Origin of the sequence: Nocardioides candidus (genome assembly GCF_041321175.1) — a bacterium.
GTDB lineage: Bacteria > Actinomycetota > Actinomycetes > Propionibacteriales > Nocardioidaceae > Nocardioides.
Genome location: NZ_JBGGWC010000001.1, coordinates 561,634 through 573,663 on the forward strand (window position 1 = coordinate 561,634; position 12,030 = coordinate 573,663).

The window sequence follows — 12,030 nt, forward strand, 5'->3', positions numbered from 1 at the left end:
CCGGGGACGGATCAGACCGGAGCCGGGAGCGACCGGGCGATGATCTCCTTCATGATCTCCGAGGTGCCGGCGTAGATCTGGCTGACGCGGAGGTCGGCCCAGGCGCGGGCGATCGGGTACTCGTTCATGTAGCCGTAGCCGCCGTGCAGCTGCAGGCAGATGTCCGCGACCTTCTGCGCGCGCTCGGAGCACCACAGCTTGGCCATCGCCACGGTCGGGATGTCGAGCTGGCCGTCGAGGTGCAGCTCGATGCACTCGTCGACGAAGGAGCGGGCGACACGTGCCTCGGTGGCGACCTCGGCCATCTTGAACTTGGTGTTCTGGAAGCCCCAGATCGGCCGGTTGAACGCGTGGCGGTCGTGCACGTAGCGCAGCGTCTCGTCGAAGATCAGCTCCATCGCCGCGACGTTGGAGACCGCGACGATGAGCCGCTCCTGGGGCAGCTGCTGCATCAGCTGGATGAAGCCCTGACCCTCCTCGGAGCCGAGCAGGTTGGTGACCGGCACCCGCACGTCGGAGAAGTTCAGCTCGGAGGTGTCCTGGCCCTTCATGCCGATCTTGTCGAGCACCCGGCCCCGCGAGAAGCCCGGCGCGTCGCAGGGGACGATGATCAGCGAGATGCCGGAGGCGGCCTCCTCGGGGTTGGTCTTCGCGACCGTGACCACCATGTCGGCCTGGGCGCCGTTGGTGATGAAGGTCTTCGAGCCGTTGACGACGTACTCGTCGCCCTCGCGGATGGCCTTGGTCTTGACGTTCTGCAGGTCCGAGCCGGTCCCGGGCTCGGTCATGGCGATGGCGCCGACGACCTCGCCGCTGGCCATCTTCGGCAGCCACTCGAGCTTCTGCTCCTCGGTGCCGTAGGCGAGCAGGTAGTGGGCCACGATGCCGTTGTGGAGCGAGGCGCCCCACGAGCTGTCGCCGACCCGGGCCTGCTCCTCGATGAGGATCGCCTCGTGCGCGAACGTGCCGCCCCCGCCGCCGTACTCCTCCGGGATCGAGAGGCACAGCAGCCCGAGCTCGCCCGCGCGCCGCCACAGGTCGCGGTCGACCTGCTTGTTGGCGATGTAGCTCTCGACGTTCGGCTTGATCTCCTTCTCGCAGAAGGTGCGCGCGAGGTCGCGGAAGTCGTCGAGATCCTGGTTCATCCACGGCGAACGGCGTGCGGGCATCGGTGGTGCTCCTTCAGGCAGAAGATGAGTGGTACAGCGTGTACCGAGATCAAGGGTACAACGTGTACCCGATTAGGGTGAACCCCATGGTGGACGTCGCGAAGTGGGTCGACTCGACCGTCGCGCGCCGGTTGCGCAAGGCGGGCGACGACCAGGGACGCCGCGCGCTCCTGGTCGAGGCGGCGACGCGGGCGATCGACGAGGGCGGCCCGCGGGTCGGCGTCGGGCAGATCGCCGAACGCGCCGGCATCCCGCGACCGCACGTGTACCGCTACGTGGAGAGCAAGTCGCAGCTCGACCTGGAGGTGGCGCGCAAGGCGTCGGCCGACCTGCTCGAGGAGGTGCGCCCGCACCTGAGCCGGGCCGGCACGTCGTACGACGTCGTGCACGGCATCGCCGAGGCCATCGTGCGATGGGCGGCCGAGCACCCCAACCTGTACCGGTTCGTCGCGGCGCAGAAGCAGACCCGCAGCCTGCACCAGGCCCGGATGGGACGCAGTCTCTTCCTCGACGCGCTGATGGTGGCGATGGCCGACTACCTGCGCCCGACGCAGATCGTGCCGAAGGCGCCCGACGGCGTGCTGGCGGGCCTGATCGGCATGGTGGACGCCGGGATCATCTGGTGGCTGGACCACCAGGACGAGACCCAGGACGAGGTCGTCGACCGGCTCAGCCGCCAGGTCACGCTCGTGCTGCAGGACATGATGACCCAGCTCGGCTACGACGTCCCCGACGACATGGTGTTCGATCCGGAGGCCTGAAGCCGGGGAGCGGACGAGCGCACCGGTAGCGTGGGTGCGTGGGATTCGCGTCCGACCTCGACCACGCCCAGCGCAAGTTCCCCGCGCTGGGCGTGCCGCTCGCGGTCGTCTACAAGTACTTCGACGACCAGGGCAACTACCTGGCCGCGGTGCTGACCTACTACGCGTTCCTCGCGATCTTCCCGTTGATGCTGCTCGCGACGTCGATCCTCGGCTTCATCCTCAACGGCTACCCCCAGCTGGAGAAGGCAGCGCTCGACTCCGCGCTGGCGCAGTTCCCGATCATCGGCACCGAGCTCGGCCGGCCGGGTGGGCTGCAGGGCTCGGTCAGCGCCATCGTCTTCGGTGCGCTCGGTGCGCTCTACGGTGCGCTCGGGCTCGGCCTCGGTCTGCAGAACGTCCAGGCGACGGCATGGGCGGTGCCGCGCAACAGCCGCCCGCACCCGGTGCTGACCCGGCTCACCAGCGTGGTGCTGCTCGGCACGGCGGGCTCGATCGTCCTCGGTGTCTCGGTGCTGTCGGCCGTGGCGACCGAGACCAAGCTGGTCGGGGACGTCTCGTCGAGCACCTGGTTCCACTGGCTCGTCCGGCTGCTCACGATCGGCATCCTCGGGTTCTTGATGACGGTGCTGCTGCGGATGGCCGCGTCCAAGGCGATCAGCCACGACATCGCCAGCGCCGCCCCTGGCGGCTTCACCATCGCGATCCTGTGGCAGGTCCTGCAGGTGCTCGGCACGTCCTACGTCACGCACGTCCTCAACGTCACGAAGACCGGCTCGATGGTCTCGGTCTTCGGCCTCGTCCTCGGACTGATGCTCTTCCTCTACCTCGCCGCGATGATCGGCGTGCTCGGCATCGAGGTCAACGTCGTGCTCGCGGAGAAGCTGTGGCCGCGCGCCCTGCTCACGCCGTTCACCGACCGGGTCGACCTCACCGACGCCGACCGCAAGGCCTACGCGATGTATGCGCAGAGCATGCGGCACAAGGGCTTCCAGACCGTCGCCGTCCGCTTCGACGGTCGCGACGGTGACAGCCACGAGATCCTCCTCGACCCCCGCACCGAGGAGATCATCACCCAGCACATCCCGGGCACGCCTCCTCCGCCGGAGCCCGATGACACCGAGCCGATCCGCCAGGTCCCGCAGAACCTGCCTCCGTCGATCTAGCAGCCGCCCGGCCACCGGGCCGCGGGGTGGTCACGCCGCCCTACACCGGGTATAACGTGTTCCAGTTTTCAGCCACGGACGGGAGCCCGAGCATGCTGGTCATCGACCTGCCCGACGACAAGGACCCGCTCACCCATGTCTGGGGGGAGATGGTGCCCGGGATCGGCCCGGCGGCCTCGCGGCTGTCGCTGGCCGTGTACGCCGACACCACGCTCGGCCTGCGCGAGTTCGAGGCCGCGCGGCTGCGGATCGCGCAGGTGAACGGCTGCCTGTTCTGCCTCGACTGGCGCACGGACCGCGACGGCGAGCAGGTCGAGGAGGGCTTCCTGGAGGCCGTCGAGGAGTGGCGCACCACGCGGGCCTTCGACGAGCGCACCCGACTGGCGGCGGAGTACGCCGAGCGCTACGCGCTCGACCACCACGGCATCGACGAGTCGTTCTGGGTGCGCATGCGGGCGGCCTACACCGACCGCGAGATCGTCGAGCTGAGCATGTGCATCGGGTCGTGGCTGGCCTTCGGCCGGCTCAACCACGTGCTCGGGCTCGACGCGGCCTGCGTCCTGCCGAGCTCGTTCTAGCCCTCCGAGCCGGTGCTCCGTCAGCCCTCGTCGCGCAGCATGCTGCGCAGTGCCGCCACCGTGGCGTCGTCGAGCCCGAGCCCCTCGCGCAGGTAGGTGGCGCGGTCGCCGTACGCCGTCGTGACGGCGGCGTAGGCGGACCGGAGGTACTCCGGGTCGACCACGAGCGTGGGCTCGAAGGCGGCGACGTGCTCCGCACCGAGCGCGGCGGCGATCTCCGCCTCGACCCGTGCGCGACTCTCGACGGTCAGGTCGTTCGTGAGCAGGTAGTCGTCCTCGATGGTCGCGTCGTCGACGCCCGCCAGGTGGAGCAGGAGTGCGGCGGCCCATCCGGTCCGGTCCTTGCCGGCGCTGCAGTGGAAGAGCTGCGGTCCGCCGCGGGCGAGCTGCCGGAAGAGGGCGCCGAGCGCGGCGCGGGAGCTCTCGACCTCGACGAATCCGCGGTAGACGCGGCCCATCAGGTCGGTGGCGCTGCAGCGGTCGCGCAGGCCGGCGACCTCGTCCATCGGGATGCCGGAGACGTCGAAGTGCAGCCAGGCGGCGCCGGCGATCTCGGCGTCCGGGTGGCGGTCGATCTCGGGTCGCGTGCGCAGGTCGCAGATCGCGACCAGCCCGAGTCCGGCGACCGCGCCGTGGTCGGCCTCCGTCAGCTGGAGCTCGTTGGAGCGGTAGAGGACACCGCGCCGCACCTTCGCTCCGTCGGTCGTCCGGTAGCCGGGCCCGGCGACGTCGCGGAAGTTGTCGGCCGAGGCCAGCCGGAGGATCTCGTCGTTCGCCGTCACCCCGGCAGCGTAGGGGGACGGGCCGACGCCGGGGGAACGGCGGCTATCCCCGGGGCGGCAGCGGGACGAACATCGAGGTGCGCGAGGCATAGGCGCGGTACGCCGGCCGCTGCATCATCGTCCGCTCCAGCGGCTTGGCGCCGGTCGCCCACACGAGGAAGTAGCTCATCGCGGCGGGGGCGACGACCGTGGCCAGGCCCTCGACCCAACCGCTCGCCATGGCCGAGGCCAGCCAGATGCCCCACCACACGCAGGCGTCGCCGAAGTAGTTGGGGTGGCGGGTGTAGCGCCACAACCCGGTGTCGAGCACAGGCGGCCGCTGGTCGCGCGGCTGGGCGCGGTAGGCGGCGAGCTGCGCGTCGCCGACCGACTCGAAGAACAGCCCGATCGCCCACAGCGCGAGGCCGACCCAGACGAGCGGCCACCAGGCGACGTCGCTGACCGCGCCGACCACGACCGGGAGCGCGACCAGGCACACGGCCGGGCCCTGGATCGCGAACACCTTGCGGACCGCGACCCCCATGCCGACCTCGTCGAGCGGTCCGCCCATCAGCTGCTCGTAGCGGGGATCCTCACCGCCGTGCGAGCGCCGCACGATGTGCCGCGACAGCCGGAGACCCCACGCCCCGACTGCCGCGGAGACCACCCAAGTGCGCCCGAGGTGGCCCTGATGGCACGCGGTACCCACGATCGCCGCGGCCAATCCTGACAGCGCGAGCGCGACTCCCCACGCGACGTCGACGACGACGACGCGCCCCTGACGCCGGGCGACGAGGGCGGTGACGGTCATGACCACCCCGGCGACGACGGCCACGGCCGCCAGCGCGACGAGCAGCGCGGTCACCACGACCGCTCCAGCGGCAGGCCGTGCTCACCGCCCGGGCGCACGAGGAGCAGCTGGTCCACGCCCATCCGGCCGTCGCGGAAGGCCATCGAGCCGCCGACGAGGTAGAGCTCCCAGACCCGCACCATCTCCTCGCCGACCAGGGCGGTGATCTCGGCGCGGTTCTTCTCGAACCGCTCGATCCACCCGGCGACCGTCAGCACGTAGTGCTCGCGCAGGGCGTGCACGTCGCGCAGCTCCAGGCCGGCGCCCTCGAGCAGCGCCGCGGTCGCGCCGACGGGCCGCATGTGCATGTCGGGGGCGATGAACGACTCGATGAAGGGACCGCCGCCGGGCCACGGGCCGGTGCGCGACATCTGCTGCACCAGCACCCGCCCGCCGGGCCGGACGGCGTCGTGCAGCACGCCGGCGTAGGTCGGGTAGTTGTCCTCGCCGACGTGCTCGCCCATCTCGAGGGAGGCCACGGCGTCGTACTCCTCGCCCTGCGCCGGTACGGCGTCGCGGTAGTCGCACAGCCGGAAGTCGACGAGGCTCTCGACCCCTCGCCGGCGCGCGGCGGCCTCGGCGAAGCGCTGCTGCTCGGTGGAGATCGTGACGCCGACGACGTGCACGCCGAAGAGCTCGGCGAGGGCGATCGAGAGCGAGCCCCAGCCGCAGCCGACGTCGAGCACCCGCATGCCGGGCTCGAGGCCGAGCTTGCGCCCGACCAGGGCGTACTTCGCCTGCTGCGCCTGCTCGAGCGAGACCGTCGGATCGGCGTGGTAGCCGCACGAGTAGGCCATCGTCGGGTCGAGGACGAGCGAGTAGAAGTCGGTCGAGAGGTCGTAGTGGTGGCTGATCGCGCGGCGGTCGCGCTCGCGCGTGTGCAGCCGGCCCTTGACCTGCGCCTGGGTGCCGGGCGGGGCGGGCGGCCGGCCGAAGGCCCCCAGTCCCACGGCCGCCCGCACGGCCCCGGCCAGGGCGCGGACCGGCGGCCGCCCGTTGGGGAGGTCGCGCTCCTTGGCCACGGCGAAGGCGTGGGTCAGGGCCGCGTCGAGGTCGCCGGGCACGTCGATCTCGCCGGTGACGTAGGCCTGCGCGGCGCCGAGCTCGCCGGGCTGCCAGAGCAGCCGCCGCAACGCGTCGGGCGAGCGGAGCTCGACGGTCGGCGCGTCCTCCGGGCCGGCGGTGGAGCCGTCCCAGGCGACCAGGCGGACCGGGAGGTCGCCTCCGATGAAGGGCTCGAGCGCGTCGGCGAGCCGGGTGGCGACGGCGCTCATCGCTCCACCTCCTTCGCGAGGGTGATCTGGTGGTCGTCGATGTAGCCCGAGGCGAAGCCCGCGCGGCTGTACTCCAGGTAGAAGTGCCACATCCGGCGGAACGTCGCGTCGAACCCGAGCGCGGTCACGTCGTCGGCCGCCGCGGTGAAGGCGGCGTCCCAGCACTCGAGGGTGCGGGCGTAGTGCGCGCCGAAGGCCAGCCGGTCCACCACCCGCAGGCCGGTGGTGCGGGCAGCCGTCTCCTCGATCGCGCGGACCGAGGGGAGCGCGCCGCCGGGGAAGATGTACTTGGTGATGAAGGTGTGGGTGTCGCGGGTGGCGAGCATCCGGTCGTGGGGCATCGTGATCGCCTGGATCGCGACGCGACCACCGGGCGCGAGCACGTGGTCCAGCGTCCGGAAGTACGTCGGCCAGTACTGCCACCCGACGGCCTCGATCATCTCCACCGACACCACGGCGTCGTAGCCGCCGGCCGGTGCGTCGAGCAGCGCGCGGTAGTCGCAGAGCTCGACCTCCACCCGGTCGGCGTGGCCGGCCGCCGCGATGCGCTCCCGGGCGAGCTCGAGCTGCTCGCTGGACAGGGTGATCGTGTGCACCACGGCACCACGGGCCGCCGCCCGGATCGCGAGCTCTCCCCACCCGGTGCCGATCTCCAGCAGCCGCGTGCCCGCGGTGACGCCGGCCTGGTCGAGCAGCCGGTCGATCTTGCGGTGCTGCGCGGCCACGAGGTCCCGCGCGGTCGCGGTCGCCGGGTCGTCGAAGAGCGCCGAGGAGTAGCTCAGGGTCGGGTCGAGGAAGAGCCGGAAGAGGTCGTTGGACAGGTCGTAGTGGTGCGCGATGTTGGACCGGGTGTTGGCGCGGCTGCCGTGCTGGGAGCGCGGCACCCTGGTCACGATGAACGAGCGCAGCGCCTGCAGCGGGCGCGGCACGAGATCGGTGATCTCGGCGGCGAGCACCGTGAGGAAGTCACCGAGGGCGGTGGGTGCGGCGTCGAGACCCTCGTCCCAGGCGCCGGTCAGGTAGGACTCGCCGAAGCCGATCAGCTGGTCCTTGGCGAGGCGGGCGAAGAGCTCGTCGGGGCGGTGCACGTGGATCGCCGGCCCGCCACGGCCGATCGTCTCCGCCGGGTGCTTGTCCGTCGCGGCCAGGTGGACGGTGACGTCGAGGCGGTTGATCGCCGTGCGGAAGAGCCGGCGCGCGATCCGGGCGCCGGTCCCGGAGGGCGGCACCTCGGCGAGGTGCTGCCAGTTGTCGACGGACGGACGCTGCTCGGTGACGGTCATCGGACCTCCTCCAGCTCGGGGGTGCGGGGTGTCGGCACGGAGGCCGGACGGGTCTGCGGGGTCGGTCGGGGTTGGACGGGCAGGCCGCGGAGCCAGAGGACGATGCCGTGGGCGCGGATGAGCAGGGCTCCTCGGAGTGCCGACAGCGCCACGCGCGGGCGGTCGCGCGCCGGCTCGCCGACCAGCGACGCGGTGAACCGGGCGCCGTCGTCGGTGTGCAGCTCGACCAGCACGGAGAACCGGCCGGTGTCGAGGTCGGGCGGCGGGGCCACGACGCGGTAGTGGCCGTCGGTTCCGTGGAACGGCGAGACGTAGAGCGCCTTGTCGACCTCTCCCGCTCCGCGTTCGTCGGTGGCGACCAGGTAGGCGTGGCGCCCGCCGTAGGTGTTGTGCACCTCGACGACGGTCGCGGTGGGCGGGCCCGCCGCAGCCTGGTCGGACCAGCACCAGAAGACCGTGATCGGGTTGAAGCAGTGCCCCAGTGCGCGGGGATGGGCGGCCATCAGGACGCGCCCGCGTCCGGGGCCACCGAGGTCGATCCCCCGGTCGGCCAGGAAGCCGTCGACCGCGGCGCGGATCGAGACCGCATCTCCGGAGAGGTGGTCGCGAGCCTCGAACGTGCCGCGCCACCAGCCTGTGCGCCCGGGCTCGGGCAGGTGGTCGAGGTCGACCAGCCAGGTGTGCGAGTGGTGGCGGAAGCTGCGCTTCATCGGCGTCCGCCGGGTGTGCACGATCGTGGTGGAGTACGGCGTCGCCGCCCGCGAGCGCTCGGCGGCGGGCTCCGTCGCGCGGACCGCCGCGGGTGGCCACCGCAGCCCCAGCCGCTCGACAGCCGCCAGCCCGGAGCGCGCACCGTCCTCGTGGAACCCCCACCCGTGGTAGGCCCCGGCGAAGACGATCCGCTCGGTGTCGATCTCGGGCAGCCGGTCGCGCGCAGCGACCGAGGCCGGCGTGTAGAGCGGGTGGGCGTAGTCGCGTCTGGCGATCACGGTCGCGGGGTCGACGAGGTGCTCGCCCCCGAGCGTGACGAGGTAGTGCGTCGGGGTGGGCAGCCGCTGGAGCCGGGTCAGGTCGTAGGTGACCTGCACCTGGCCGCGCGCCCGCTCCTCGGGGAGGGGCCGGCGGAAGTTCCACGACGCCCAGGCCTTCCGTGCATTCGGGAGGCGGCGGGTGTCGGTGTGCAGCACGGCGGTGTTGGGCGAGTAGGGCAGTGCGCCGAGCACCTCGCGCTGCACCGGCGAGGGGTCGGCGAGCATGTGCAGCGCCTGGTCGGGGTGCGCCGCGATCACCACGGCGTCGTACTCCTCCTCGCCGGAGGCGGTGCGCACCCGCACGCGGTCGCCGGCCTCGGTGACGGCCAGCACGGGGGTGCCGAAGCGGATGTCGCCGCCGGCGTCGCGGAGGGCCCGGGCCACGCCGTCGACGTAGGACCGCGAGCCGCCGGACACGGTGCGCCACGTCGGCGACCCGAAGATGCCGAGCATGCCGTGGTGGCGCAGGAACGTGAACAGGTAGGCGGCCGGGTAGTCGGTGGCCACCGCCGGGTCGCAGGACCAGACCGCGGCCACGAGCGGCTCGGCGAAGTGCCGGCGGAAGTACGGCGAGAAGCCCCCGTCCTCGAGGAACTCCGCCAGCGTGATGCGGGAGCCGGGGTCGATGTCGAGCAGGCGCCGCGCGCGGCGGTGGAAGCGGGGGATCTCGGCCAGCATCCGCAGGTAGCGGCGGTTGCGCACGTGGGCGCCGGTGGGGAAGAGCCCGCGGCGACCGAGCGCTCCGGCCCACTCCAGGCCGCTTCCCTCGTCACTGGTCGACATCGACATCTCCGACTCCTGCGTCGCGACGCCGAGCTCGGCGAAGAGCCGCAGCAGCACCGGGTAGGTCTGTCGGTTGTGCACGATGAAGCCGGTGTCGATCGCCAGGGTGGCGCCGGTCGCCGGGTCGTCGACCAGGTGCGTGTCGGCGTGCCCGCCCAGGCGGTCGTCGGCCTCGTAGAGGGTCACCTCGGCGGTGCGCGAGGCGACGTAGGCGGCGGTCAGTCCGGCGACGCCGGAGCCGACGACCGCTAGTCGTCGTGGGGTCATGGCGGGGTTCTAGGTCGTGAGGTCGAAGAGGAGGACGGGCTCGGTCGTCGGCTGGTCGGAGCCACCGTCGGGCTCGACCGTGATGCCGACCGCGGTCGAGTCGCTGGCGTCGCCGTGGAGCAGCACGGTCGCGTCGGGGTCGTCCGGCATCAGGCCGGCCGGCTCCATGTCGCCCTCGGGTGTCTGGAGCCAGAGCTCGTAGGTCTTGCCGGCGGGCGCGAGCGCCATGTCGTGGGTCCGGACGACCGCCGCGCCCTTCGAGCGGGACACGTAGACCGTCGCTGCCGAGCCGTCGGGGAGCTGCTGGCCGACGGACTGCACGTCGGCGGCCTGCAGCACCTGGTCGGCGGTGAGCGGGGCCGGCGCGTCGTCGTGCCAGGGCCGCAGGACCGCCGTCGTGGCGAGCGCCACGAGCACCAGCGCGGCCGCGACCTGCAACGGCAGCGAGCGCCACACGGGCCGGCGGCGACGCAGCGTCGTGACGGGCACCGTCTGGTGGGTCAGCGGCGGCAGCGGACGGATCTCCTCGATCCCGGCGAGCACGCTGGCGCGCAGCGCGGCCGGCGGCTCGACGTCGTCGACCGACAGCACCGCCGCGGCCTCGCGGAGGCTGTCCACCTCGGCGCGGCACTCCGCGCACCTGCTGAGGTGGTCCTCGAAGCGGGCGCGCTCGAGGTCGTCGAGCGCGTCGACGGCGTACGCCCCGGAGAGCGCGTGGACCTCGGTCCACTCCCCGTAGTTCTCGGGATCGGTCATCGTCCTACTCCGATCGTGTCGCGAAGCCTGATGAGGCCGTCGCGGATCCTGGTCTTCGCTGTGCCGACCGGCAGGTCGAGGAGGGCGGCCACCTCCGTGTGCGTGTAGCCGCCGAAGTACGCCAGCTGGATGGCCTCCCGCTGGACGTCGGTGAGCTGCGCGACGGCGGCGCGGACCCGGCGGGCCTCGAGGGAGGCCTGCGCGGCGTCCGCCGTCGCGTCGTGGTCGATCGTCTGGTTCTGCTGCTGGTAGGTGGTGTCGCGGCGGCTCGAGGCCTCCGCGCTCCGCACCCGGTCGACCGCCTTGCGGTGCGCGATCGTCATCATCCAGGAGAGCGCGCCGCCCCGAGCGGGGTCGAAGCGGCTCGCCGTCCGCCAGATCTCCAGGAAGGCCTCCTGGGTGACCTCCTCGGCCTGGGCCGGGTCGCGCACCACGCGGAGGACCAGCCCGTGCACACGGGAGGCCGTGCCGTCGTAGAGGGCGGCGAAGGCCGCCCGGTCGCCCCGGGCCGACTGCTGCAGGAGCGTGGCCGGGTCGGGGTCGCCGCCGGCCGGCACCCCCGCGAGGGGGGCGCCGGCTTCGGCGGGTACGCCGCGGTCCATGTAGGTGATCCTTCCGCGTCCGGGGCGATCAGGCGAGGGTCACTTGACCCCGGTCAGGACCTTGTCGATGACGTAGACGGTCGCGTTGGCGGTCGGGATGTTGCCGCAGAGGACGTTGGCGGTCACGGTGCCGTCGGAGACGGTCATGCCGTCCTCCGGGGTGCCCTCGATCGTCAGCGAGTCGCCGGCGAGCGTGTCGTGGTCACCGGTGACGGCGCTCTCGTCGTCGTTCTCGCCCAGCACGTGGTGCGCGAGGATCTTGTAGAGCGTGCTCTTCTGGCCGTCCTTCATGCCGCCCTCGACGAGCGCGTTGAGGTCGTCGCTCGGGATCTCGGCGAACGCACCGTCGTACGGCGCGAAGACGGTGAGCGCCTCGGCGCCGTTGAGGGTGTCGCCCAGCCCGTCGACCGCACCGACGGCCGAGACCAGCGTCTTCAGCAGCGGATTGTTGCTCGCGGCGGTGGCGACCGGGTCCTTGACCATGCCGTCGAACGAGCCGGCACCGGAGGTCGGGACCTGCGCGCAACCGTCGCCGAAGGTCTGGGCACCCGCGTCAGCGCCGGTGTCGGACATCGAGTCGGACTTGCCGCTCGAGCTGGAGCCCTTGTCGTCGCCGTCGTCGCCGCAGGCGGCGAGGGAGACCGAGAGGGCCAGCACGCTGATGGTGGCGACGCCGGCGCGGCGGAGGTGGTTGAGCTTCATGGTGGTGCCTTCCGTGTGGAGATGGTGTTGACAGTTGTTCGGAGTCG

At 72.2% G+C, this 12,030-nt stretch carries 12 protein-coding genes; 3 read left to right on the forward strand and 9 right to left on the reverse strand.

Annotated elements, in window-relative coordinates; translation table 11 throughout:
• Positions 1-11: 11 nt before the first annotated feature.
• Positions 12-1,169 carry an acyl-CoA dehydrogenase family protein gene (locus ACAX67_RS02750; RefSeq protein WP_370702280.1) on the reverse strand — a complete coding sequence of 386 codons (1,158 nt, stop codon included), beginning with the start codon at positions 1,167-1,169 and terminating at the stop codon, positions 12-14.
• Positions 1,170-1,255: 86 nt separating this feature from the next.
• Between ACAX67_RS02750 and ACAX67_RS02755 the strand changes: the two genes are divergently transcribed.
• The 3 genes from ACAX67_RS02755 (at position 1,256) to ACAX67_RS02765 (ending at position 3,674) form a co-directional block, all read left to right on the forward strand.
• Positions 1,256-1,930, forward strand: coding sequence for a TetR/AcrR family transcriptional regulator (locus tag ACAX67_RS02755; RefSeq protein WP_370702281.1), 675 nt, complete (start codon positions 1,256-1,258; stop codon positions 1,928-1,930).
• Between the two features lie 38 nt (positions 1,931-1,968).
• Positions 1,969-3,096, forward strand: a complete 1,128-nt coding sequence (locus tag ACAX67_RS02760) for a YihY/virulence factor BrkB family protein (RefSeq protein ID WP_370702282.1) — start codon at positions 1,969-1,971, stop codon at positions 3,094-3,096.
• Positions 3,097-3,188: 92 nt separating this feature from the next.
• Positions 3,189-3,674 carry a carboxymuconolactone decarboxylase family protein gene (locus ACAX67_RS02765; RefSeq protein WP_370702283.1) on the forward strand — a complete coding sequence of 162 codons (486 nt, stop codon included), beginning with the start codon at positions 3,189-3,191 and terminating at the stop codon, positions 3,672-3,674.
• 20 nt (positions 3,675-3,694) lie between these two features.
• Here the strand turns inward: ACAX67_RS02765 and ACAX67_RS02770 are convergent, their stop codons facing one another.
• Genes ACAX67_RS02770 through ACAX67_RS02805 form a run of 8 tightly spaced genes read right to left on the reverse strand, consistent with a single transcriptional unit; the run spans position 3,695 to position 11,983 of the window.
• Positions 3,695-4,456, reverse strand: coding sequence for a tyrosine-protein phosphatase (locus ACAX67_RS02770; protein WP_370702284.1), 762 nt, complete (start codon positions 4,454-4,456; stop codon positions 3,695-3,697).
• A 43-nt stretch (positions 4,457-4,499) separates the two neighbouring features.
• Positions 4,500-5,300, reverse strand: coding sequence for a DUF1295 domain-containing protein (locus ACAX67_RS02775; RefSeq protein WP_370702285.1), 801 nt, complete (start codon positions 5,298-5,300; stop codon positions 4,500-4,502).
• The gene (locus ACAX67_RS02780; protein ID WP_370702286.1) at positions 5,297-6,559 is read right to left on the reverse strand and encodes a class I SAM-dependent methyltransferase; all 1,263 of its coding nucleotides are present in this window, start codon (positions 6,557-6,559) and stop codon (positions 5,297-5,299) included. Before ACAX67_RS02780 ends, ACAX67_RS02775 begins: the two co-directional genes overlap by 4 nt.
• Positions 6,556-7,842: a class I SAM-dependent methyltransferase gene (locus ACAX67_RS02785; protein ID WP_370702287.1), complete on the reverse strand. Its 1,287-nt coding sequence runs from the start codon at positions 7,840-7,842 to the stop codon at positions 6,556-6,558. Before ACAX67_RS02785 ends, ACAX67_RS02780 begins: the two co-directional genes overlap by 4 nt.
• Positions 7,839-9,923, reverse strand: coding sequence for an FAD-dependent oxidoreductase (locus tag ACAX67_RS02790; protein WP_370702288.1), 2,085 nt, complete (start codon positions 9,921-9,923; stop codon positions 7,839-7,841). Before ACAX67_RS02790 ends, ACAX67_RS02785 begins: the two co-directional genes overlap by 4 nt.
• 9 nt (positions 9,924-9,932) lie before the next feature.
• The gene (locus tag ACAX67_RS02795) at positions 9,933-10,679 is read right to left on the reverse strand and encodes an anti-sigma factor (RefSeq protein WP_370702289.1); all 747 of its coding nucleotides are present in this window, start codon (positions 10,677-10,679) and stop codon (positions 9,933-9,935) included.
• Complete coding sequence (locus ACAX67_RS02800; RefSeq protein WP_370702290.1) at positions 10,676-11,281, reverse strand: ECF RNA polymerase sigma factor SigK; 606 nt, start codon at positions 11,279-11,281, stop codon at positions 10,676-10,678. Before ACAX67_RS02800 ends, ACAX67_RS02795 begins: the two co-directional genes overlap by 4 nt.
• Before the next feature lie 39 nt (positions 11,282-11,320).
• Entirely contained in the window at positions 11,321-11,983 is a 663-nt protein-coding gene (locus tag ACAX67_RS02805; protein WP_370702291.1) for a fasciclin domain-containing protein, read from the reverse strand.
• Between the last annotated feature and the right edge of the window lie 47 nt (positions 11,984-12,030).